The organism is Microcoleus sp. Pol1C5 (genome assembly GCF_036701115.1).
In the GTDB taxonomy this organism is placed as follows: Bacteria; Cyanobacteriota; Cyanobacteriia; order Cyanobacteriales; family Microcoleaceae; genus Microcoleus.
The window spans coordinates 39,130-62,310 of sequence record NZ_JAUBQE010000013.1; the positions used below are offsets into that span (position 1 = coordinate 39,130).

24 protein-coding genes are annotated in these 23,181 nt (G+C 46.6%); 11 read left to right on the forward strand and 13 right to left on the reverse strand.

Features of this window, described 5'->3' with window-relative positions; translation table 11 throughout:
* Window positions 1-310: 310 nt before the first annotated feature.
* Window positions 311-793, reverse strand: a complete 483-nt coding sequence (locus tag QUA23_RS09650; RefSeq protein WP_333075576.1) for an Hsp20/alpha crystallin family protein — start codon at window positions 791-793, stop codon at window positions 311-313.
* Window positions 794-1,314: 521 nt separating this feature from the next.
* On the reverse strand, window positions 1,315-4,524 hold the full coding sequence (locus QUA23_RS09655) for a glycoside hydrolase family 15 protein (protein ID WP_333075574.1): 3,210 nt from the start codon (window positions 4,522-4,524) through the stop codon (window positions 1,315-1,317).
* A gap of 111 nt (window positions 4,525-4,635) precedes the next feature.
* Between QUA23_RS09655 and QUA23_RS09660 the strand changes: the two genes are divergently transcribed.
* Window positions 4,636-4,773: a hypothetical protein gene (locus QUA23_RS09660; protein WP_190657693.1), complete on the forward strand. Its 138-nt coding sequence runs from the start codon at window positions 4,636-4,638 to the stop codon at window positions 4,771-4,773.
* A 207-nt stretch (window positions 4,774-4,980) separates the two neighbouring features.
* Window positions 4,981-5,712, forward strand: coding sequence for a WecB/TagA/CpsF family glycosyltransferase (locus QUA23_RS09665; RefSeq protein ID WP_333075573.1), 732 nt, complete (start codon window positions 4,981-4,983; stop codon window positions 5,710-5,712).
* Window positions 5,713-5,775: 63 nt separating this feature from the next.
* Here QUA23_RS09665 and QUA23_RS09670 read toward each other — a convergent pair whose 3' ends face one another.
* Window positions 5,776-8,103 carry a S8 family serine peptidase gene (locus QUA23_RS09670; RefSeq protein WP_333075571.1) on the reverse strand — a complete coding sequence of 776 codons (2,328 nt, stop codon included), beginning with the start codon at window positions 8,101-8,103 and terminating at the stop codon, window positions 5,776-5,778.
* Window positions 8,104-8,480: 377 nt separating this feature from the next.
* Here QUA23_RS09670 and QUA23_RS09675 point away from each other — a divergent pair, with 377 nt between their 5' ends.
* From QUA23_RS09675 to grxD, 3 genes are all read left to right on the forward strand, one after another.
* Entirely contained in the window at window positions 8,481-9,104 is a 624-nt protein-coding gene (locus tag QUA23_RS09675) for a hypothetical protein (protein ID WP_333075570.1), read from the forward strand.
* 42 nt (window positions 9,105-9,146) lie between these two features.
* On the forward strand, window positions 9,147-9,407 hold the full coding sequence (locus tag QUA23_RS09680) for a BolA family transcriptional regulator (protein ID WP_333068825.1): 261 nt from the start codon (window positions 9,147-9,149) through the stop codon (window positions 9,405-9,407).
* A gap of 201 nt (window positions 9,408-9,608) precedes the next feature.
* On the forward strand, window positions 9,609-9,932 hold the full coding sequence (gene grxD / locus QUA23_RS09685; protein WP_172192602.1) for a Grx4 family monothiol glutaredoxin: 324 nt from the start codon (window positions 9,609-9,611) through the stop codon (window positions 9,930-9,932).
* A gap of 305 nt (window positions 9,933-10,237) precedes the next feature.
* Here the strand turns inward: grxD and QUA23_RS09690 are convergent, their stop codons facing one another.
* Both QUA23_RS09690 and QUA23_RS09695 read right to left on the reverse strand, forming a co-directional pair.
* Window positions 10,238-10,486 carry a DUF6761 family protein gene (locus tag QUA23_RS09690; RefSeq protein ID WP_006634037.1) on the reverse strand — a complete coding sequence of 83 codons (249 nt, stop codon included), beginning with the start codon at window positions 10,484-10,486 and terminating at the stop codon, window positions 10,238-10,240.
* Window positions 10,487-10,611: 125 nt separating this feature from the next.
* Complete coding sequence (locus tag QUA23_RS09695; RefSeq protein ID WP_333075569.1) at window positions 10,612-10,854, reverse strand: hypothetical protein; 243 nt, start codon at window positions 10,852-10,854, stop codon at window positions 10,612-10,614.
* Window positions 10,855-11,081: 227 nt separating this feature from the next.
* Between QUA23_RS09695 and QUA23_RS09700 the strand changes: the two genes are divergently transcribed.
* Window positions 11,082-11,816, forward strand: a complete 735-nt coding sequence (locus QUA23_RS09700) for a response regulator transcription factor (RefSeq protein WP_333063182.1) — start codon at window positions 11,082-11,084, stop codon at window positions 11,814-11,816.
* A gap of 26 nt (window positions 11,817-11,842) precedes the next feature.
* On the opposite strand, the gene QUA23_RS09705 is transcribed toward QUA23_RS09700, so the two are convergent.
* The 3 genes from QUA23_RS09705 to QUA23_RS09715 all read right to left on the reverse strand — a co-directional run bounded on the left by QUA23_RS09705 (window position 11,843) and on the right by QUA23_RS09715 (window position 12,935).
* A complete protein-coding gene (locus tag QUA23_RS09705; protein WP_333075568.1) occupies window positions 11,843-12,193 on the reverse strand; it encodes a 4a-hydroxytetrahydrobiopterin dehydratase in 351 nt (116 codons plus the stop codon).
* A 247-nt stretch (window positions 12,194-12,440) separates the two neighbouring features.
* Complete coding sequence (locus tag QUA23_RS09710) at window positions 12,441-12,650, reverse strand: hypothetical protein (protein ID WP_333075565.1); 210 nt, start codon at window positions 12,648-12,650, stop codon at window positions 12,441-12,443.
* Window positions 12,651-12,665: 15 nt separating this feature from the next.
* Complete coding sequence (locus QUA23_RS09715; RefSeq protein ID WP_333075563.1) at window positions 12,666-12,935, reverse strand: hypothetical protein; 270 nt, start codon at window positions 12,933-12,935, stop codon at window positions 12,666-12,668.
* 59 nt (window positions 12,936-12,994) lie between these two features.
* On the opposite strand from QUA23_RS09715, the gene QUA23_RS09720 reads away from it, so the two are divergent.
* Window positions 12,995-15,667, forward strand: coding sequence for a tetratricopeptide repeat protein (locus tag QUA23_RS09720; RefSeq protein WP_333075561.1), 2,673 nt, complete (start codon window positions 12,995-12,997; stop codon window positions 15,665-15,667).
* Between the two features lie 146 nt (window positions 15,668-15,813).
* On the opposite strand, the gene QUA23_RS09725 is transcribed toward QUA23_RS09720, so the two are convergent.
* On the reverse strand, window positions 15,814-17,181 hold the full coding sequence (locus tag QUA23_RS09725) for an aldehyde dehydrogenase (protein ID WP_333075560.1): 1,368 nt from the start codon (window positions 17,179-17,181) through the stop codon (window positions 15,814-15,816).
* A 163-nt stretch (window positions 17,182-17,344) separates the two neighbouring features.
* On the opposite strand from QUA23_RS09725, the gene QUA23_RS09730 reads away from it, so the two are divergent.
* Together QUA23_RS09730 and QUA23_RS09735 are read left to right on the forward strand one after the other, a co-directional pair.
* A complete protein-coding gene (locus tag QUA23_RS09730; RefSeq protein ID WP_333075558.1) occupies window positions 17,345-18,265 on the forward strand; it encodes a glycine betaine ABC transporter substrate-binding protein in 921 nt (306 codons plus the stop codon).
* A 91-nt stretch (window positions 18,266-18,356) separates the two neighbouring features.
* Window positions 18,357-18,611 (forward strand): hypothetical protein, encoded by a 255-nt coding sequence (locus QUA23_RS09735; RefSeq protein WP_333075557.1) that lies wholly within the window; start codon window positions 18,357-18,359, stop codon window positions 18,609-18,611.
* Here the strand turns inward: QUA23_RS09735 and QUA23_RS09740 are convergent, their stop codons facing one another.
* The 4 genes from QUA23_RS09740 to QUA23_RS09755 all read right to left on the reverse strand — a co-directional run bounded on the left by QUA23_RS09740 (window position 18,612) and on the right by QUA23_RS09755 (window position 21,747).
* Complete coding sequence (locus QUA23_RS09740; protein ID WP_242719868.1) at window positions 18,612-18,836, reverse strand: DUF4926 domain-containing protein; 225 nt, start codon at window positions 18,834-18,836, stop codon at window positions 18,612-18,614.
* Between the two features lie 16 nt (window positions 18,837-18,852).
* On the reverse strand, window positions 18,853-19,170 hold the full coding sequence (locus QUA23_RS09745) for a DUF6883 domain-containing protein (RefSeq protein WP_242719867.1): 318 nt from the start codon (window positions 19,168-19,170) through the stop codon (window positions 18,853-18,855).
* Window positions 19,171-19,185: 15 nt separating this feature from the next.
* A complete protein-coding gene (locus QUA23_RS09750) occupies window positions 19,186-21,459 on the reverse strand; it encodes a bifunctional (p)ppGpp synthetase/guanosine-3',5'-bis(diphosphate) 3'-pyrophosphohydrolase (protein ID WP_333075554.1) in 2,274 nt (757 codons plus the stop codon).
* A gap of 135 nt (window positions 21,460-21,594) precedes the next feature.
* On the reverse strand, window positions 21,595-21,747 hold the full coding sequence (locus QUA23_RS09755) for a hypothetical protein (protein ID WP_333075552.1): 153 nt from the start codon (window positions 21,745-21,747) through the stop codon (window positions 21,595-21,597).
* Window positions 21,748-21,921: 174 nt separating this feature from the next.
* On the opposite strand from QUA23_RS09755, the gene patD reads away from it, so the two are divergent.
* A complete protein-coding gene (gene patD, locus QUA23_RS09760; protein WP_333075550.1) occupies window positions 21,922-22,320 on the forward strand; it encodes a heterocyst frequency control protein PatD in 399 nt (132 codons plus the stop codon).
* 45 nt (window positions 22,321-22,365) lie between these two features.
* Window positions 22,366-22,950 (forward strand): zf-TFIIB domain-containing protein, encoded by a 585-nt coding sequence (locus QUA23_RS09765; protein ID WP_333038070.1) that lies wholly within the window; start codon window positions 22,366-22,368, stop codon window positions 22,948-22,950.
* The last annotated feature ends 231 nt before the right edge of the window (window positions 22,951-23,181 follow it).

Genomic DNA, 23,181 nt, shown 5'->3' on the forward strand with positions numbered 1-23,181 from the left:
GTTTCTTTATTCGCCACAGAAGTGGGTGGGACGGCAGACTAAGGGATTTCAAAGCCTGGGATCGCGATTGGGTATTCTGCTCGTCTAGCTCTCTGCTGCATTTACTAGAAGCCTGCCTTGTAAGCGTTACTGAATTCACGGCGGGTGCAGGACAGTTGTAGGTAGTTTTTCGCTCGGCTTTCCCTAATAAAGAATACCGAGAGCAAGTGTAGCTCCCGGTATCAACTTTTCCAGTTCCGTTGTTGTTAAGTAAATCCAATTAGGCTCAATTTGGGAAAATTTGCCTCACTCGATTAAGCACAGCCGATCGTTATTGGTTAGCCTGTTCCAAAGCGGGATTTGCTGGAGTTCCAGCAATTTCGGCCAAATTAATCTTGACGACTTTATTGCGGGCTTCAGTTACTTTGGGCAGGGTTAGCGTTAGAATGCCATCTTTGTATTCAGCTTGCACAGAGTCGTTTTGAATGTGTGCGGGCAAGGGAAGCGTCCGGTGGAATTTGCCGTAGCGGAATTCTGAGCGGACGTAGCCAGATTTTTCTTCTGTGTTTTCGTAGCGGCGTTCGCCAGAAATAGAAATTGCTTCGCGGGTGACTTGAACGTCAACGTCTTTGGGGTCAATTCCAGGCAGTTGCGCTTTTAATACGAAGTTGTCCCCAGCATCAACCAATTCTAGAGCGGGCATCCAAGCGGCTTCTGAGTTATCTCTCGTTGCTGCCAGTTGGTCAAAAGCTTTATCGAGTTGCTCGCGGATGGTTTCAATTTCTGTGAATGGTTGCCAGTAGCGCATCAACATAATCTGTCACCTCAAAGATTGGTAAGACTTTATAAGTTTGTTGGGGTTAAATCTCGTTGCTTACAGTTATCATGATGCCGCTTTCTAAGTAGGAGCAACAGCCAGGAAAACCCCACTGAGTTAGTCGTATTTACCAGAATGAACGTGAAAAAATCAGAATTAATTGGCAGTGAAGAAAACCGTACAAAGCTATTCCTAGAAACCGACAATACTGTAGGATCGCCATGATGAGCCAGCAGAGCGAACTCTGCACGGCGCGAGCGTTCCCGGAAGGATCGCCGGTGTTGCCAACCGTACCAAAAACGCGGTGCGGGTGATGTGTAGCAGGCACGTAAAGACGTGCAGAGCCGGCGTGAGCTGCTTTCTAATAGCGATCGCTCGCTGTAGGAGGGATCTCGCATAATCGCGATCGAGCTTCAATATCTCCCTTATTTCTTAGTCCGCAGAGGCGGAGTTAGTTTATGCAGTTGCGGTTTCAACCGCCGAACAATCGAGGGGGTAGATTGTATTAACCACTCAATCTATCCAAATTTCGTCAAGAATCGGAAAGCATCGAGTACATGACTCGCGCAAACGTAAGGCGAAGTATTGTAAAAAGCTTGCCAAGCCGCCGCTTTGTCTTCGTCGTATTTATCGGCTCTTTCCTGGTGTTTTCCTAGCCAATTCAGCCGCACTGCGTGACCGACTAATACATCTAAAACGATGTATTCTTCTACTTGCAGTTCAGGGTTGCGCTGGGCTATCGCCGCCAACTCCATCAGCGCCTCAATATTCACTTGTCGGTACTCTGGCGCGACAATTTTATTCAGCAAATGCTCGATTTGTAGCGCAAAATTCTTTTCACCTGGGGTCATTTCCGATAAAATGATATGACTATCTAACCGATTGCGCCGCTCTAACTTGTCGCCAATTATCAAGCCTTTGCAGTGTCGCAGCAGTCCCCAAACACTCGGATAAAAATCCTTCGGTACGCGATTGACTGCACCTTCCATTTGCCGCTTCCGCCGCCATCCTCCCGCAGGCATTTGCGGTTCTTCGGAAACTGGCGCTACTACCCATTCAATATCTTTTTCTGGCTGTTTGACGCGCAGGGATTCTTGTTGTTTGAGGATTTGATTCATTTCCTCGTATTCTGTCAACACTTGGCGCAGGCGATTTTTGATCTCAAAGGGACTTAGCTGCATTAAATGTTCGTAAGCTTCATTTTGGGTCACTCCCAATTCGCGGGCTAATTCGCTTGTTAACAGCAGAATAAAGTAGCTAACTCTCAGTGTCAGCAGACCTTTAAATAATTGTGGCTCTGCTTTAATTAGGACGCTGAGGTAAATTAGAATTTCTTGGGTGAGAACTCGATCGCGAATGTCTTCTCCGCAGAATTGGCGAATTTTGTCCATCACTTCCGTGTAAGAACCTGGTCGCGCAATTATCGAATCTTCGCTGTAAGCTTTCCCCACAGCAATCTGTTTTTGTCGCACCAAAATATCTGTCACCGCATCGGACAAGCTGATATCAACTTTGTCCAGCAAACCTGCGGCATGGCGGATGACTGCCCATTGGATTTTTGATTGCGAACTTTCTCCAGCTTTTGTATAAACTTCGTTGAGCAAATCCACAACTTTAACTATTTCTTCTGTACCTCCAAATCCTGTATCAAAATTTAATCCTTTGAGGCGAACCAACGTGTGCAGCAACTCAATTTGTTCGTACAAATTTTCTGAATTGCGCAGGCTGTTTAGTAAGAAGCTAGTATTAGTTTCGCACTCTAATTTAAATTCTTGCGTGTGACCCAAAGGCCAAGTTTTTTCAGAATTATAAGTTAGATATCGGCGCGTTTCTAATGCACCTGTCACCGGAGATTCAGTAAATTCAAAATCGTGCATTAAATCAATTCTTTCAGTGCCAGCAGTCAGCATAAACTGCTTAAGATTTCCGAGTTTAACGGGCGTGTTTTTACAATATCCATCCCGGAATTCTTTCATTAATTCTAACAATGCTTCCCGGCCGGTTTCCAGCATTGTGTGAGTCAACATCAGCGTTACCGTAGGGCGTCCTAACTGATACCAGTGGCGATGAATGTGAGCTATTTCACTCTTGATTTGAGCTACTAAATAATGGTAATCTAAAGTTAAGTAAAACTCTTGTCTGTTCAAAAATGAGGGGAGAAATACAATCGCCTCTTCGCGAATTTTAAACACCCGAGAAGTTGTTAAACTCCGCAGACGGCGCACGGGGCGGCCGGTTAAGCCTAATTGGTCGTTGCGTCCAATTTGCGTGTAAATAGCTGATAATTCTTTAGTCTGGCGGACTTGAATGGGTTCTACCTGTTTTGGGGTTTGGGCGGCAATGCCGTTAGCGGCTAATTCTGCTTGCAAATCTTCGTCTTCAGCTAACAGTGCAATTTGCACTAAAGGTTCTCTGTGTTGGCCCACTGACAGGTGCCTTCCCAGCGGGTCGATGTCGCCAACTGCGATTAATCCTTCGTTCAGCAATTGACCGAGAAAATACAGACTTTGCGCCCAAACGAGGGGAATATTTTCATTAGGTAAGCGCTGCTGGCTGCGGGGATTTAGCTTTTCTGCTTCTATATTTTCGGCGGGGACGTAGTACAATTCGGGTAGCAGCGGCAAACCAGAGCGATCGACTGCCAAAGATTCCAAACGCTGCTGGTACTCTTGCACTTGGGCTTGGTTTCCCTGAAATATGCCGTCCAAAAGCAAATAAGTGAAAAATAGCGGCCACTCGCATTCAATGTGCTCGAACTGCCTTAATTCTGTCGGTTCGTAGTGCAGGCGATCGGCATCTTCCAACACTGTTTGGTGTCCGTCCCGAAGAAACCGCTTGCAGCCGTATTTTCCTTGCAATTTGTCAATAATCTTATTTCGAGTCCGTTCTATTAATTCTCGATCTTCCACAGCAAAAGCGGGAAAACTAATCACGCTCAATAAAGCGGCATCTACTTCTTTTGAACTAGATTCGCGAGGCAAAAGCGATTCCAAAGTTATGCGACTTCTGGCAATTTCGTCGGGCAAAACGTGAATAACTGACGCTTGAGAACCTTGAATACCGAACAAATCCAAGCCATTTATTGCTTCCAGCGCTGCTTTTGCCATGCCAACTGAACTGGCGTTCAATTCTGCATTGCCGCGATTTATTTTATGACCTCTTTCCCAAATTCCGTAATCCGGCGTGCGGTAGGCTCTACCGATGTAGTAAACTAAATTTTGCACGAAATTGACTTCATCTATGGTAAAAATTACGTGCAGCCCGGAAGCGGTCATTTGAGCAAGAATTAATAAGAATATAGATGTAGCGTCTAACTGTAAATGTCCCCACTTGTCATCACCGACAACAATACTTCCAGTTTGAGTATTGTATTTAGCGTGCAGCGCATCTAGCGGCGACTGAGTATTTTTAAAATGTTCTACTTTGCTCGATTGCTGCATCATCGCAAATAGCAAGCCCCGCATCAGTTTGACTGTGCTGTGTTCCAGTTCAAATGTTCTGCCCTGATCGCCATCAATTTTGCGGTAAGCTAAACCCAAACCCCAAACCGCGAGAATGCTGTACACGTTGTCGCGCACCCAGGCATCGGTGTAATCGCCGTGGGCGTTAACAGCGGTACTCGCCGGCAGCAAACCAGTAATTGGATTTTGGCGCTTGAGGATGATGTTTTTGATTTGCTGGTAGTAATAATCCAACCTGGTTTGCCGCTGGGTTTTTGCGATCGCCATTTCGTTTTCCTTCTTTTTCCTGATGCGAGTAGATTTGCGGTGAATAGACTTTTAAATATATCAGATATTAGATCGTTTCTCAAGTTATCCAAACACAAAAAGGTAATTGCCATGTCTACCAAAAACCACAATAACAACAGCGTTCCTTTCGTAAAAGTTGTCTACTCTACAGTGAAAATTAATGGTAAAATTGAGCTAGTACCGATGGAATGGTACGCAGACGGGTCGGTCAAAAAAATCGAACACTAATGCTCGATCGCACTTGGCTGGCCAACTCTAATGAACTTGGGCGACCCGTCGCTTACAAAAAAACCGGTTTCTGGGCCACCGAACGATGACTTAACAGACTCTTGGTGGCACAAACCGGGTTTTTTGCGTCCAAAAGTGGTCTAGCATCGATCGCCAATCTCAGCTAATTTAAATAACTAGGTGTGTAGGAATCTCAAAGAAAAAAATATGGATGGATCGCGCCCGCAATTTTCAGTGCTGGGACTACCAGTTCACATATTAGATGATTATGCAGGTTGGCTGATGCAGCGCCTGCATCAAGGGTTAGGAAGTCACGTCGTGACGCTGAATGCTGAAATGGCGATGCAAGCCGAGCAAAATCCGGCTTTAGCAGATGTAATCCGCAAAGCGGAACTGGTGATTCCCGACGGTTCGGGAGTGGTGCTGTACTTGCGGCTGCGTGGCAAACCGGCACAGCGCTATCCGGGGATTGAATTAGCAGAATCGCTGCTGCAACAAGCGGGAAAATTGCCGGATTCGGAACCACTATTTTTCTTTGGAGGTTCCCCCGGAGTGGCGGCTGCTGCGGCCGAAAATTGGCAGCAAAAAGTTAACGGATTGTCGATTGCTTCTCAACACGGTTATCTTTCCGCAGATGAAGAGAAAGACTTCCGTGCAAGCCTCAAACAAATGCAGCCCAAACTGATTTTTGTCGGCTTGGGAGTGCCTCGCCAAGAGTTTTGGATTGCCGAACACCGACACCTTTGTCCTGATTCAATTTGGGTGGGAGTAGGCGGTAGTTTCGATATTTGGGCGGGAACAAAAGACCGCGCGCCGGCTTGGTTTTGCGACAATCATTTAGAATGGCTGTACCGGCTTTATCAAGAACCTTGGCGGTGGCGACGGATGTTGGCTTTGCCACAGTTTGCATTGAAAGCTTTGGGAGATTTTAGAGCTTAAAATCTGCCACAATAAAATAGGTTCCTCGTGAGAAGTTTAGTCCTCACGAGGAACCTATTGCCCTTAGACAATGTAAGGAGAATCGATCGGCTTTGCCCGATTAATCGCCACCAAAGTCTGGTAAATCAAAGCCGAAATCTCAGCGCGGGTAATATCCCGCTGCGGCGAAAGCCAATCGCGGGAAGGATAATTAACCACAATCTTCAAAGCAGTTGCTGTGGCGATCGCACTCAAAGCAAAATTAGGAATTTGAGAACGATCGATGTAAACTTTCAAAGAATCAGGATTGCCGCCCTTGAGTTCCAAACCGTTAACCAAAGACACGATCGCCTCACTCTTAGTCAAATTCTGATTCGGGCCGAACTTCAACCCCGGAAACCCCGCCAAAAACCCCCCCCGATTTGCCCGTTCGATCGCACTTCTCGCCCAAAAACTAGCAGAAACATCAATAAAATTTGTAGCCGGCACCCTCGGAATCGGACTAAACGCACTCACCAACAGCGCCGCATATTGAGCACGGTTTAAACTGTCATCAGGCCGAAAAGAACCGTCAGGAAAACCGCTAATTATATTCGCCGCCGCCAAAGCTTCAATAAACTTCTGTGCCCAATGTCCAGAAATATCGCTGAACACCGCACCCCCGATATTCGGATTGCCGCCGCCCTTTCTCACCGCAGCTTGCACAGCTTTAAAAGCATTCACTTTCCCGTAACCAAACCAATCGCTGCGGCCGTTGTTAGGATCGTAATTTCCCATGCGATTGCCCAACTGGGGATCGGGATCGGGATCGACAATTTTTTCAGCAGTTTGTTCGAGAATTCCCCGCACTTCCCGCGCCGTCAAACGGGGGTTAGCTGAAAGTATCAACCCTGCAACTCCAGCGACTACTGGAGTGGCGCTGGAAGTACCGCCAAAGGTATTCGTGTAGTCCCCCGAATCGTAGCCGGCAACCCCGACTCGATCGGCAGTAAACACCCCCAAACCGGGCAAATACTGCGTCACCTCCGGCGGCGTGCCGATAAATCCGGTTTCGGGCAACCAAGTTCCCGGCGGCGCGTTGTTGCTGGGGGCACAAACCGAGATGCTGGTGCCCCAATTGCTGTAAGCTGCTTTTTTGTTGAGGGAAGTGGAAGCGCTGACGGCAATTACGTCTGGGTGAACGGCAAATCCGTTTAGCCATCTAGTTTGACCGCCCAGGATGTTGTTGGGCCAGCCTTTTTCGTTAACAGTACCGTTGACGGGGCGGTTGGCATTCCCCGCCGCGAACAGAATAACGCAGCCTCTGCCGCCCCGCCCTTGGGTTGCTGCTTTGGTGATGACGGCACTCTGCCGCAAGGAAAGGGGATAATAAACTGCTGAAGACCCCCAACTGCAAGAAATGACGGCGGCACCTTTTTCGATCGCCCAATTAAATATTTTTTCGACAGAATTGTCATCGAGAAAACCACTGGTACGGATGGGCATCAGGGCGCATCCGGGGGCGACGCCGACAATGCCTTTGCCGTTCTCTTCAGCAACGGCGACGCCGGCACAACTTGTGCCGTGGTTGTCTGAGTCGGCGACTGGCATCGGGGAAGTGTCGCCGTCTTTGAAATCGATGGGTGAGACGATTTTGCCTTGGCCTTGAAAATCTGGGTGGGTGATGTCAACTGAATCGTCGGCGATCGCAATTACGATCGATCTAACTCCGCGAGTCATGTCCCAAGCTGGTTCTGCATAAATTTGAGCACCGCCGACAAGTTGGTTGCCGCCTTTGTTGTTGAGATACCACTGTTTGGGATAAAGCGGATCGCGGGGCGTGTAATGCTGCTGCGTCTCTACTAAAATGTTTGGTTCCGCTACCAGAACTTCTGGATATCTTGTCAGGCGGTTGGCAATTTTGACCGGGTTTTCTGTTGCTTGTTTTGTGACTTCGCAGACGAAGGTGTTGGGAATTCCTTCTACTGGCCGGACTATGTTTAAAGCTGCTGCATTGGCGATCGCCTTTCGCGATTGTTCGTCTACTTGTTCGCCAAATTGAATCGTAATTTGGTCGGTTAAATAAAAGAATGTACTCGGATTGTTCGCGGGGCAATAGACATGGCTGGCAAAAGCTACGGCATCGCTGGCGCGGGCTGCTTGCATTGCTGCTTCTAGGCTAGAGGGCGCAACGAGATATTCATCGAGATTGCTTTGGCCGATGCGGCGGTTGAGTTTTGCCCCAGTTGTTGCAGCCCAATCGTTTGAGGCTGATGCTATTGATGAGGGGCGGACTGTAAAACGATCGTCCGCTTTTGACAGCAGCAATTCATCGCCGCCGCGCTGCAAAATCACTGCCAGACTTTCTTCTGGAACTCCAATTCCTTGATAATTTTGGAGAGTCTCGGAGGTCGGTTTGCTTGGTTGTACCATCAGAAATGTTCCTGTTTGACTTTGATGTCTATTTATCAAACATATTTATAAGCTGTCAGGCAGGTTTTTACCATGAGGGGTTTGAAACTGTAACTAACAGCGGTAGGGTGCGCCATAAGCGCCTTACTAACTCCTTTCGTCTCACGCGAGAGAGACAAAAGTTTGTGTAGGATCGGTTTCAATCGGCGATTTTTATTCGACGGCTGAGTATTTTTTAGATAAACCACCTCACAGAAAACTCGTTTTGAGCTTTTCTCCCGATCGCACCCTTTGACATTTCAACAAATTTGGTTTACACTTAGCCGGTTGCGATCGCCAATGGTAAGATCGGCTCAAGCTAAATATTTTTTTAAAGCGCACAGGCGCAAAGTAATTTCATGGTATACTCTGGAACTGTTTGTTGGCTTCGCTCCACTGCCCGGATTACGATCGGGGCGATCGCAGCTTTTACCCTGTTGCAACCGCTCCCAGTCCAAGCACAACAACCTTCTGGGCCAGAGAACCAACTGCAAGTCGAACCTGCCGACGACCCCACAGACCCCAACAATCTTCGCCCTCTGACGCAAGACAGCAGTCTGCTGAGCGTCCCAGGAGGCCAGCGTTTGATGACAGAAGCCAGCAGTGCTATTTCCAATCAGAATTACGCACTGGCGACTCAAAAACTCCAAGAATCCCGCCAAATTTTCAATCAACTGTCCAACTTCTACCAACAACTGGGTAGCAGTTTTGCCGGAATTGACATCCGCTTGGCAGAAAGCCACCGCACCAAAGCTGTAGAAACAGCCCAAATGCGCGACGAAGCTACCTACCGGCTGGCGTTGGTACACCGGGCGCAAAATAAGCCCGAACTGGCTGTGCCCCTGCTGATTCAGATTATTCGATCGCAGCAGCCAACTCGCGACTTGGGCAAGAAAGCTTACCAGCAGTTACTGGAATTGGGTTTTGTGGATTCGCCCTTTCCCCGGCCTGCCAGCACTCAACCGAGCTCATCGACAAAATAGTTCCATTAAAATCTAAATTACAGCCGTTTATCAGAGAAACCAATGGTTACACCGTCTCAAGTAGCAGAAATGATTAAGGCAGGGTTGCCCGACGCTAAAATACAAGTTGAGGATTTGACTGGTGGCGGTGACCACTACCAGGCGAGAGTCGTCTCTGCAGCCTTTGAAGGAAAAAGCCGAGTACAGCAGCACCAACTGGTCTACGGCGCTCTCAAACAGGCAATGGCTAGTGAAGCCATCCACGCTTTGGGCTTGGAAACCTTAACTCCCGCAGAATGGGAAGCGAAAAGTCAAGTTGCTTAATTGTTGAGTAGCAATTGGGTATCACAAGTTTGTGCTGGTGTCAAGAGTTGCTTGAGAGACAACTGCTGCACTTACGCACGCAAACCAAAGAAACCGGGTTTTTTAACCGGAATCTATGGCTGTAACGAAAGATTTTCGTAAAAAACCCGGTTTCTGCGTCAATCAACGTTTAAAAATTTTCAAACAATATTAGGAGCTACCATGACTACAGCAGCACATGAAAGAATTGACGAGTTGGTTAAGCAAAACAAAATCATGGTATTTATGAAGGGCAATAAGTTAATGCCCCAGTGCGGTTTCTCTAATACTGTGGTGCAAATTCTCAATACTTTGGGAGTGCCTTACGAAACTGTTGATGTTTTAGCAGACCAGGAAATTCGTCAAGGCGTTAAAGAGTATTCCCAATGGCCGACAATTCCCCAAGTTTATATCAACGGCGAGTTTATTGGGGGCTCGGATATTATGATCGAGATGTATCAAAAGGGCGAATTGCAAGAAGTTGTAGAAGTGGCTTTGGCTTCTTAAATTAGACAGAAAAAACATCTCCCCGACCTCTTAAAGAAGTCGGGGAAATAACAGCAATCGCGTTTTACGTTGAATTAGGTTGTTTACTTAATTATTCGTTACCAGGCAGAGCCTGGGAACACAATGCGGTCGGCTCGACAACATCCGATTTTTAGGCTCCGAAAGTGAGGCAGAGCCTCTGGACATCGGTTCCCCAGCACGGCGAGGTAACGAGTTCAGCGCAGTACAAGTTCCCAATTCCCAATTCCCAATTCCCAATTCCCAATTCCCAATTCATCAAGGGTTTATCAAACCGAATTTGCTATTTAATAGTAGTCTGCTTCAGTTTGGGTCTGTGGCATTGCAAAATTGGAGGGGTCGTGAATGTAACGCGCTGCTTCTTCCTCTAGTCTGTGAATCAGATAGGGTTCCAAACCGTTGGAATGCCGCAGGGCTGCTAAATACCCGTCTAAGTAAAGCCGCAGGTCATCGAAGCGATAACCTCTATTCCACATTTCGACGAGGGCGTCGGTGAGTTTCTGGTAGTGCCGGATTGTTTGGGTGTCTTGTAGCATGGTGTGAGGTTGAAATCCTTTGTGGTTTGTATAATGACGGCGGGATTTAGGAATGGCCTCGATTGATGCTGAGTGGCTCAGCTTGAGGCTATTTCTAAATAAAAGTTTTTACCCTGCTCAACAGGCTACCCTCCATAAAAAATTTCACTCGTTGCAATGCAGTTGCTCGACTTTTTGCGCGCACCTAGATAATTCGCTGTGCGTTTAATGGAGTCGGGATGTTGCTGAATTTGGCGGTCAAAGTGGCTGAGTGTTCCGGCTACCGAGCGAACGGTTGGAGGAATTCTAGTTTCACTTGCGCGATTTGTCAACCTCCTGGGAGTGGGGGCTGGGTCGGGGGGATCGCTTTTAGCAGGCGGTTCGGGCATGGGGTCGATCGGCTTTACACTGTCTTATTTTCATTGTAAGCTCATCGCCATAATGATTTAACCTTTCTGCAGGCTGACCCTGCCAAATTAACCCAATCTTTAACATTTGTACCCTGGGTGTGTCCGCTGCTTTAAACGCAGCTCATGCTTGAGTAGCGATGGTTACAAAAGCTTGACAAAAGCTCTGTTAACCTTGTAGCAATTAGTGATATGGGAAGCTCGCCTCTGTGGAATCTGCAAGTATTTCAATTGTTGAAGGGAATCCGCACCTGCGATCGCTCTTGGGCTGGCATCTACAGCAAGTCGGTCACTGGGTGCACCAGTCAGCGGATATCAGTCACGCTAGGGAAATATTTTTCAGCCGCCAGCCAACCCTAGTCATTCTGGATGCCCAATTGCCGGATGGGGACGGTTTGGAATTTTGCCACTGGCTGCAACAGCAGCAGCAGTCGCTGATTTTGATGCTGTCGGCGCGGAATTCGGAATCAGATATTGTTGAAGGTTTGAAGGCGGGGGCAGACGATTACCTGACTAAACCCTTTGGGATGCAAGAATTTATGGCGAGGGTGGAAGCTCTGATGCGCCGTAACCGCACGATGATACCGCCGGCGACGCTGGAGTGCGGGCTGCTGAAAATTGATTTGGTGCAGCGCCGAGTCAGGTTGTACGAGGAACATATTGAGCTGACTCCCCAAGAATTTAGCCTGCTGTACGTGCTAGCCCAAGCTGGAGGAGTGCCGCTGTCGCGCTCGGATTTGCTGCGTCGCGCCTGGCCCGATGCTATTGATAACCCCCGGACGATCGACACTCACGTACTCTCTCTGCGTAAAAAAATCGAAATCGACCCGCGACAGCCGAGCCTGATTCAAACTGTGCGGAATGTCGGCTACCGACTGAATCTGGAGTTGTTGAATGGGAATCAACGGCTTTCTCCGCTGGTACCCGGAGCTGTGAGTTCTTAGACTACGATCGGGCTATAAGTCGGATTTTATTTTGGGAATTGATTGGCGATCGCATCTGTTTTCGCAGCCATAATAAAATCATTGCGGTGCAGTCCAGAAATCGCGTGAGTCCACCAAGTAACGGTAACTTTTCCCCACTCGGTTAACAGTGCGGGGTGATGTCCTTCGGTTTCTGCTGCTTCGCCGACGCTGTTTGTAAAGGCGATCGCACTTTTGAAATCCGGGAATTCGTAGGTGCGTTCTATTTGGGGAATGCCATTTTTTTCGATTAAATTCCAGTCGGGAATTTGAGGTTTTAGCTGGACAATTTCGTAAGCTGTGAGGCGGGGAGAGTTTGGGTGGCAGGCGGCACAGCGTTCTTTTGCTAAAGGTTCCATAAATTGCTTGTTAGCGAGAAGATGCTACAAGATATTATAGACATTTTCTAATCGCAGCAAGTAGCTGGGTGCAATGTAACTAGCAAAAGAGGCAGAGGCGATCGCTGTTTTGCTCAGAAGTTATAACACCCGTTTCATGTTATTATAATATGCTAATCTGATTTTGAGGATAAATTTTACTAGACTAAAAGTTTGTTTGTAAAGTTCAATTCACGATCGGGGGATAGTCCTTTTTTACCTATACTGATTAAAAGAGCGATCGCACTTTCGAGTTAACATCCTGAGTGAATTTTCTTGTGGGGTGTCCCGCCCGCCGATAAGCAACAGGCTTTCCGGCCTGTTCCACAAATAATAAATTTTCTTGTGGTTTAGCAACAGGCTTTCCGGCTTGTTCCACAAATAATAAATTTTCTTGTGGGGTGTCCCGCCCGAACAGTCTTTCCGGCCTGTTCCACATTAGATGCACCACTGTTTACTCACTTTCTTCTTCAACTTTTTCTACATCAATCGCCGTTTTCTTGAAAGGACAATCCTTACAAGAATAGAGTTTCGATACTTCCTCGCTGTTTAAAGTTTGTTCGAGAGGGCAACGCGACACTTCCTCTTGATTTTTGTCAAAGCAGAGGTGGAAACCTACTAACCCAAAAGTCAACACTAGCCCCGCCCAAGAGTTGAAGGCACCGACTACAGTACCGACAATCGCCTCTCCAATCATCCATTGATGCTGTTTTGATAACTTCATAAACCATTTCCAACTCAACTAAATTGAGTGTGGAATTTCGGGATAACCGAAGTCAAAGAATGGCTGCAACTGTGCTACAATCGGCATTAGGGATATTCGGGACGGTCATTCGGTATCGGGAATCCCGAAACTTTCCCGAAACTTTTTTTAGCAACTTACTTTTAAAAGCTATGCCCAATCAGGGAGAAGGCGAGAAGTCTTGGCAGCGAGTCAAGGATTTGGTGGAGGCGCTGCTAGATTATGCGTTAAACAATACAAATCGCATCTCTAATCTCCACGCCGAATGGATAGGTGAGACTACCGACTTGCACGTCACGGCGAAGCTGGAAGCCCTGCGCCACTTGCTGAAAGATAGAGGCAGCTTCAAACCAAATAAGACAACATCTGACGATCAAGTTAAAAAGTATATCGGTGAGGTACTTAATGATGTACTCGAAAAAAAGCTGAAAATTCTGAAGAATCACATCCCGGAGTCGGCAAGGCGGGGCAATCCAAATAAGAATTTTACTCTGAAGCTGTGGAGTAAAGAGGACAAAGCAAAGAATTTAGAAGAGTTGGCAAAAGTGTGGGGCGGTGCACCCGATATCAGTATTCAGATAAATAGCCGGCAAAATAGTGAGGGCAAAACCGAGAGTAATGCTGCGGCAGATGTCCCTCCCGACAAAGTAATTAGGGTGGCTTTTTCTCAGATGCCTGAGTCGGTGCCTGTGTGGAAAGGGCGGGATGAATTGATGGCAAATTTAACCGCAAAATTAGTAGAACTTCTGCCGGATGGAACTTCGCCGCCGAAGGTATTGGCGATTATCGGGCAAGGCGGTATGGGCAAAACGAGTTTGGCGATTAAACTTGTAGAAGGATTGGGGGTAAATTGGCAACAGTCGGTTTCTCAAGCAGGGAAAAGTTTACTGGCTGGCGGTTATGAGTGCGTGATGTATTTCAAGGCACTGGAGGGAACCAGTTTTGATGATGTGGCTGGGTTTCTATTAAATGAAGGTTTGGGGATTCCGGGCGCAGCAGAGTTGAAGAAGCCAGAGGAAAAGATTGCAAAAATTATGGTTGGTTTGCAACAAACTCGCTGTCTTTTGGTACTCGACAACCTGGAATCTATTTTGCATCCTGCTGTTGATGCGGGAAATCCAGACATTTTGGCTGCGGCGCAGGTACATCGAGCAATTTCACCGGATTGGGGTAAGTTGCTGAATGCTTTGGTTTATCAGCAGCACCAATCGCAAACGATTTTAACCAGCCGGGAAGTGCCTGCGGATTTGGCAGATACCCGCTATCCGGGGTTAGCACCGGATTCGGAATTGGTGCATATAGAAGTGTTGCCAGGTGTGGATGTGGCGGCGGGTGTGGAGATTTTGCGGCAGCGACAGTTGACTGATAAATTAGCTGATTTGCAGTGGATATCTCAGCGGGTTGAAGGTCATGTTGTTTTATTCACTCTATTGGCATCTCTTGGCAAGGGAAAACCGGGATATTTGCGGAAGCATCCTGAATTGGTAACGAAAAATGCAGAACCGATGTTGCGAGAACAACTAACAAGGCAAAGTGCAGCGGCAAGAGATTTACTGCGTCGGATGTGTGTTTTGCGAGTGCCGATAGATGTGAGAGGTTTAACTTTTTTGCGGCTGTATGCGGATGAGGTTGAAAAAGATCCCCGCTTTGAAGTAGCAGCAATATTAGAAGAACCTGCGGAATTTACAGACGCAGAAATTAGCGAGACAGCAGCAATTGTAGAGCGATTAGTCGGTGCGAGTTTGGTGCAGAGTCGTTATGACGAGGAGAAATGTGAGCATTTTTATGATTTGCACCGGGTGATTGAGGAGTTTTTGCAAAGGGAATATAGAGATGAACTGCCAAAGCTGCTGGAAAGTGTTTATAAGTTTTACTGCACTGGTAAAAATGTGAACAATCCTCAAAGTTTAGAAGATTTGCAAGCTGTTCTAGAAGCTCAACATTTTGCCTTTAGGTTGGGCAACTATCCCGAAGCTTACTACTTAATCCCAGATAAATACTTAACAATGTGGGGATACTGGAATTTATCAAAAGAATTGTACGAGCAAATATTACCTTATGTTGAAGGCGATCTACGTTCCTATTGTTTGATAGAGATAGGTGGAATGCATTGCCTTTTTGGGAATTTGGGTTTAGCAGAAAAATATGGTAAGGATGCCCTAGCCATCGCAGAAGAAGAAGATAATAAGAACCGCATAGTATCTTCTTGGGCCTTGTTGGGAAATATCGAGCGAAATCGTGGCAATTGGGATGAAGCAGAGAAACTGTATCGGCAATGTTTGGAAGTTGAAACAGAATTAGACAATCGCTCGGGCATAGCATATTCTTGCGGAGTATTGGGAGATATCGAGCGCAATCGCGACAATTGGGATGAAGCTGAGAAACTCTACCGGCAATCTTTGGAATTGAGAACAGAATTGGGCAATCGCCAAGGGATGGCAACTTCGATCGGCTGTCTGGGAGAAAATGAGCTCGCTAGAGGCAATCTAGATACAGCAGAACAACTGCTAACAGAAGCATTAGGAAAAATGCAAAAACTGGGGATGACTTGGAATATTGCCGAAACTAACTACGATTTAGCACGACTTGAGCGAAAGCGCGGCAACACAGAAGTTGCTCAACAACATTACGATACAGCACATCAAATTTTTCAACAATTGGGAGCCGCCAAGGAGTTGGAGAGAATCGATCGAGAATGGCACTGCACCGATTAGAACAGGGATATCGGATTGAAGGAGGCGATATTTGCTAACAACAAACACCTCAAACATTCAGTCCGGCAGGGGTTGAAACCCCTGCCGGACTTCGCGAGAAAGAAACAGCCCTGGGGGGTGAGGGGGAATCTGGTGCTTAGGCAATATCAACCGATAACTTTCTTAATCAAATCCAACTTACCCTTATAGGGAGCATACCGCCATTTCAAGTCAAGCCAAAATGATTTTTGCAGCACGCTTTTGTAATGAGAAAAAGTATCAAAAGTCGCTTTGCCGTGATAACTCCCAATCCCGCTGTCGCCAACTCCCCCAAAAGGCAAACTTGTCACCCCGTAGTGCATTACAGTATCATTTATGGAAACTCCCCCAGAGGAAGTTTCCCGCAAGACTCGCTCTTGTTTTTCTTTATCCTTCGAGAACAAATACAATGCTAAAGGTTTGGGACGGGCGTTGATTTGGGCGATCGCCTCCCCCAAATCATCATACTCTAAAACTGGCAAAATCGGCCCAAAAATCTCATCCTGCATCACAGGCGAATCCCAGGAAACATTATCTATAACTGTCGGTGCAATATATCTATCTTCCGGCTTAACTTTCCCGCCGGCAACAATTTCTCCGTCTTTAATAAACGCACTCAAACGTTCCAATTGCCACTGATTGATAATTCGGGAATAGTCGGGACTTTTCTGCGGATCGTCGCCGTAAAATCCGTGAATTGCTGTTTTAATTGCCTGCATCAAATCGGGTTTAACTTTTTTATCAACTAACAGGTAATCGGGAGCGATACAAGTTTGACCGGCATTGATAAACTTGCCCCAGGCAATGCGTTTAGCAGTGTATTCAACTTGAATATCTGAGTCTACAATGCAAGGACTTTTGCCGCCTAATTCTAATGTGACAGGTGTCAGGTGTTTGGCTGCGGCTTCCATCACTATTTTACCGATTTTTGTGCCGCCTGTAAAGAAGATGTGATCGAATTTTTCCGCTAATAATTGTTTGCTGATTTCGACTCCTCCTTCCACGGCGGCTACGTAGGCGGGATCGAAGGTTTTGCTAATCATGTCGGCGACAACTTCCGACGTGTGCGAGGCGATTTCTGAAGGTTTGAGGATGGCGCAGTTGCCGGCGGCGATCGCCCCGACCAAGGGTGATATCATTAGCTGAAATGGGTAATTCCAAGGCCCGATGATTAAAACTACCCCCAAAGGTTCTGGGTAAATGCGGGCCGATGCTGGGAATTGATCGATCGAAGTAGGCACTTTTTTCGGCTTTGCCCAAGATTTTACATTTTTGATGGCATAATTAACTTCTGCGATCGCAGCAATTTCAAAATAAGCCTCGTACTCCGGCCTGTTCAAATCAGCCTTGACAGCATCCACAATCCGTGATTGATTGGAGGCGATCGCACTTTTGAGATTCTTGAGTTGTTCGATCCGAAAATCCACATCCTTAGTTTTCCCAGTCGCAAAAAATTGTCGCTGCTGCTGGATAATATCGCTGACTCTGATTACCATATTTATTGCTCCATGTCTATCAATAAATGTTACAGCAGGAAAACGCAACTTGCGTAAAGTGCGATCGGTGTTAAAGCGCAGAGTTATTGAAGAAGTCTGCGATATGGGCTTTATGCTATAACTTATAAGGTATTAAGTGTAGATTTTTAAAGTGAGTTAAGTCATGAAAATCTCTAAGAACGATTTTTTTTTCTATTCCTGCTGGCTGCTTTGCTTGCTTGCAGTAGCAGGATGTACCTCTAAGCCCCAAAAGCAAGTTGTCATCTGCTCAAAAGACTTTACCGAACAAGTCATCCTCGCAGAAATTTTAGCACGCCATATCGAAGCTAAAACAGATATCAAAGTAGAACGAGAACTGAATCTCGGAGGTTCGCTTTGCCATCAATCCCTAACAGCAGGTAAAATCGATTTGTACGTCGAATACACGGGTACTGCTTACGCCAACCTGCTCAAACAAAAACCGATTTCTGACCCCAAAAGAGTCCTCGATTACCTCAAACAAGAATATCCCAAACAGTTTAAAGCTGAGTGGACGGAACCGCTGGGCTTTAATAACAGTTTTGCGATTATTGTGCGGGGAGATGATGCCAAAAAACTCAATTTACAAACTCTGTCACAACTTGGGAAAGCTGCACCTAACCTCCGGGCTGGTTTCGGCCCAGAATTTAACGAGAGAGAAGATGGATTTCCCGGATTGGCTAAAACTTACGGGATTAAGTTTCGAGAACAACCGAAGGAGTTGCTGTTAGGATTGCTTTATCAAGCGCTGCAACAAAAAGAAGTAGATGTGATTGCTGGTAATACGACGGACGGTTTGATTCAAAGTTTAGGTTTAGTAGTTCTCAAAGATGACAAGAACTATTTCCCGCCCTACGAAGCAGTTCCGGTTGTGCGATCGCAAATTTTGGAAAAATACCCGGAATTGCGTCCAGTCCTCGCAGAATTGGGCGGCAAAATCTCCGAGGAAGATATGCGACGACTCAATTATCAAGTTGATAAGAAACAGCAAGAAGCTGGAGAAGTAGCCCAGGAGTTTTTGCAGCAAAAGCTGGGCGAGTCAAAGCCAGTAAGTCCGCCCAAATAAAGGCTTTCATTTTTCTGCCTGTTTGCTGAACCCTATTGTGGTTAGCTATACTATTAGTTAGACTCATATAAATAAATGAAGGTAGAAAGCTATGAGAACTGTCAAAACTGCTATCTCATTGCCAGCATCTTTATTTGAACAAGCCGAAGCATTAGCTGGCGAAATGCAAATTTCTCAGAGTTTTTTGATCGAAATAGCCCTTGAAGAATTTATCCGCCGCCGCGAAAATCAACAACTGTTAGAAAAAATTAATGCTGCTTGCGAAGCACCTTTCTCTGAAGAAGAACAAGTTTTGCTTCGCAAGATGAGTCGCTCTCATCGCAGGCTGGTGGAAGGTGAATGGTAATCAATATTTTCCAAGCTGCAAAACAGGAGCTTTTATCGCTTCAATCTGGGACTCGGCAACTTCAACGGTAATTGCTTCGATATTGAAACCCTCTAAGCTATAACCGTCTTCTTCACCTTCCGGCATCTGGTAGTGTTCAACGATAGTTGCTGTATCACCTTTTTTTAGGCCATACTTAGGAATGTCTTCTCGCAATGCTACCTGTGAAAACAGTTCAAATTTCATGGGGCTTAACCTCTTGTCAATCAGGAACTAATGTAACAAATCTGGTTTCGGATGGAGTAACAATCCAAACGGTTTTAACTTGTAAAATCGTACCGTTTGGACCTGTTAAACTGCCTTTAATCATGTACTTTTGACCGTATCTGGTGTTTTCCATTGGCTCCGCTTCCAGGGGAAGTATCTGGCTTCTTAAATCTCGATCGAGCTGTTGCCAGTTTTCTATGCTGTAACCACCTCGATCGAGAAACTGAGATTTGTCGTCTTTAGGAAGCCGGATTAATAAATAGTTGGTCAGCTTTGCTGAAGGAATAACCGAGTTAAGGCTGAGTTTTGCCATAGGAAGACTTTTCTCTTAAGTCCCTTCACTCAGCCTCCGCAAATTCAAAATATCGCTCATCTTTTTAATTTGCATACAAGTGCGCTCGAACTGTTGTTTATCCTGGATATCCATGCACAAGTCAATTAAGGCCGGCAATCCGGGATATGTTTTGACTTGAGCGCTGCGGACGTTTACTTGGTTGTCCTTCAAATGCGATAAAACATCATTGAGAACTCCCACTCGATCGAGGGCTTCAATTTGAATGTTAACCGGATAAGTGTTGGGTCGAGATTCATTGCGGTTGCTGGAATTCCAACTCACAGGAACCAACCGATCCCCAGGTACGCTCTCAACATTTGAACAGCCTTGCCGGTGAATCGAAATTCCGCGAGTGCGAGTCACAACTCCAATAATTGATTCCCCAGGAATCGGACAGCAACAGCCGGATAAATGGTAGAGCAATCCCTCTACACCTGCGATGGGCGATTTGCTAGGAGACGAACTAGGTAAAGGTTTCGGTGCCGTCGATGCAGGTATTAGCTGGGGCACTTCGTGGGTTCCTGCGGGAGCAGCTTCAATTTTTTGCTGCACTTTTACTAAATCTCGCAGTCGATTTACTACGAGATTTAGGGTGACTTCGCCGTAGCCCAAACCGGCAATTAAATCTTCGACGCTGTGGTAGTTGCAGCGCTGAGCCACAGACTGCATGGGTTCAGATTTTAGCAAAGATTCCAAGCCATTTTTACCTAATTCTTTTTCCAGCAATTCCCGGCCGCGAGCGAGATTTTCATCTCGATGCGATCGCTTCAACCACTGGCGAATTCGGTTTTTTGCTCCGTTTGTCTTGACAAAATTCAGCCAGTCGGAACTCGGATGACCATTTTTTTGGGTCAAGATTTCTACAATATCGCCGTTCTTTAAAACCTTGTCTAGTGTTACCATCCGCCCGTTGACTCTCGCACCGGTGCAGCGATTGCCAATTTCTGTGTGAATGCGGTAAGCAAAATCTACGGGAGTTGATCCGCTATTGAGAGCAATCACGTCTCCGTTAGGAGTAAAAACGTAAATATCTTCGTCGAATAAGTTGTCCTTAATACTTTGTAAATATTCGCGATCGTCTTTGAGGTCGCTTTGCCATTCTAGGAGTTGTCGCAGCCAAGTAAATTTTTCGTCGTCGCCGGTAACTGTTGTGTTAGAACCGCCCGTTTCTTTGTATTTCCAGTGGGCGGCAATGCCGTATTCTGCAATGTGGTGCATTGCTACAGTGCGAATTTGCACTTCGATGGGGCGGCCGCTGGTTCCGATTACTCCGGTGTGCAAAGATTGGTAGCGGTTGGCTTTTGGTAAACCGATATAATCTTTAAAGCGGCCGGGAATCGGGCGGAAAGAATCGTGGACGATCGCCAAAGCCCGATAACAGTCATCATTGGTTTCTACGATGATCCGCACCGCCGCAATATCGTACACTTGCTTAAACCCTTTTTGGCGGCGCTGCATCTTCGCGTAAATCCCGTACAAATGTTTGGGACGGCCGCTAACTTCGTAGCATTTAATGCCTAAATTGTCAAGCCTTTCTCGCAAACAATCTGTGACTTCTGCGAGTTGAGTTTCTCGATCGGCCCGCTTCTCGGCCACCAATTCCTGAATTTCGCGGTAAGCTTCGGGTTCCAGGTATTTAAACGCTAAATCTTCCAATTCCCACTTAAAGCGGCCAATACCCAAACGGTTCGCTAGGGGAGCAAAAATATCTCGGGTTTCTAGGGCAATACTGCGCTGCTTTTCTTCGGACAAATGCTCCAAAGTCCTCATGTTGTGCAGCCTGTCTGCGAGTTTGACGACAATGACGCGAATATCTTTAGCCATTGCTAGGAACATTCGGCGGAAATTTTCCGCAAGGCGCTCTGTTTTGCTAGAAAAATTAAACTTAGAAAGCTTGGTGACCCCTTCAACCAACTGTCGCACTTCCGCCCCGAACCGCTGTTCTATTTCTTCGAGAGTAATATCTGTATCTTCAACAATGTCGTGGAGGAAGCCGGCGGCAATCATGACGTTGTTGCCGCCCATATACCGCAGTATTCCAGCCACAGCTACCGGATGGCAAATGTAAGGTTCTCCAGATTTGCGGTACTGTCCTTCGTGCAAGTCGCGGGCAAATTCAAAGGCCCGACAAATTAAGCTGTCGTCAGTCGAACAATTCGGGTTAGGGTCCCCATCAGGCTGCGATCGATTATTCAGGCATTCTTGCAGCCAATCGGGAACTACGGCAGGATCGATCGAAGGAGAGGGAGTCAGAGTGTTCGCGTTCATGGGGTACACCTTTAAAACTTAGAAATACAAATGGTTAAAAGCCGGTTTCCGGTTGAATTGCCGAAATTATGTGTTTAGCTATACTAAACTAATTGAATGCCACAATTTGCAATTCAAAAAAATAGTCGATTTTTCTCAAACTATACCTATGTAATCCGGAGTCGCCCCCCCTCGGAGGTAGGAAAATATAGTGACACCACTGCCGCCGCCGCAGTCTGTCGATCGGGGAAAATCCGGTAAAATCAGCAGATTTGGGCGGTAGCCGTTGAGGTTGCGGGGGATCGGCATTTACCGGCAACGCTAAACAAAAAGCAGCAGCCAGAAGGGTAGAGTTAGGGCAGAAAATCGAAAAAAGTTCTCACAAAACAGGGAATTGCTCCAAAAACGCACGGCTTCCCTCCATATGAGCAAACTTAAGTAAGTATCTACTTTGATTATAAATACAAATTTCTTTACAAAATCATGATATTGTCCGAAGACCGCCGCCAGTGCTACCAAAAATTACAGCAAGCACTAGAACAACTACAAAGAACTGCTGCACAGGATAATCTGGATCGGGCCGCGCTGGCGATCGAATACACAAAAGTGCAACAATTTTTCGGAAACCAAATTATGAGAGCCGAAAGCGATGACTTAGACGCCTCAGAAACACCCCCAGAGCAGTCCTATTTGACGGAAATTCACAAGCAACTGCGGTTATTGGGGACAGATGTCACGTTTTTGCAAGCGTCGCGCCAGCCAGCGACAGCAAAGGCGAGGCAAACTGGGGCGATCGCGCGGCTTAACACGCTAATTGGCTACTGTGGCGCGCTGCTGCAAAAAAATTCTGGTTCTTCAGGGCCCGCCCAGATACAGAATTAATAATTGAATTAACAGGGAATTAATAAGGCAAGGAGAAATAAAGCGGTGGAATGTCCAAAATGTAAACATCCCAATTTAGAAGGCGGTACCTTAGCCGGCCGTATGTCGGTGCAGTGGTGTCCCAACTGTTACGGTATCTGGATTCCAGGCAGAGAATACGAAGCTTGGCAAAAAGAGCAGAGCCAGTGGTACAACAAATCCGAGAAGCCGGATGCGACAGGGACTCTCGGCATAGAATTCACCCCGTCTGTCTACGACAGCAAAGCAGCGCTGTGTCCCGAAGACGGTCACTATCTGTCGCGGGCGAAAGTTCCTTTCAGCAGAGTGCCCTTTTACATAGAGCGCTGTATGTTGTGCGGGGGCATTTGGTGCGATAACGGCGAGTGGGACATTCTCGAAAGTCTGGGATTCCACACCGAGATTGACAAGATGTTTTCTCCGAATTGGCAAGCTAAGGCCCGCGTGCAAGAACTCGCCTCTCGCGAACGTCAAGTGCTGACTGAAAAGCTGGGGCCGGATATCGCCGGATATGTGTTGGAACTCGCGGAAGTTTTAGCAGACCATCCTCACGCAGATTGTGCCGCTACTTACATACTGCGGAGAGCTGAGTTGAAGCGAAAGGAAATTTAGTCTGTTGGCTGTTGACAGTTGACTGTTGATGGTTGACTGTTAACGGTTGACTGTTGTTAGTAAGCGGTTGGTCGGTTAATGATGTAGTGATAAAATCTTTGTTTGTAGCAATTTCTATTGGTATTTACAAACTGTGGACGGTTGACTGTCAACGGTTGACTGTTGACAGTTTTTAGTAAGTGGTTGGTCGGTTAATGATGTAGTGATAAAATCTTTGTTTCTAGCAATTTT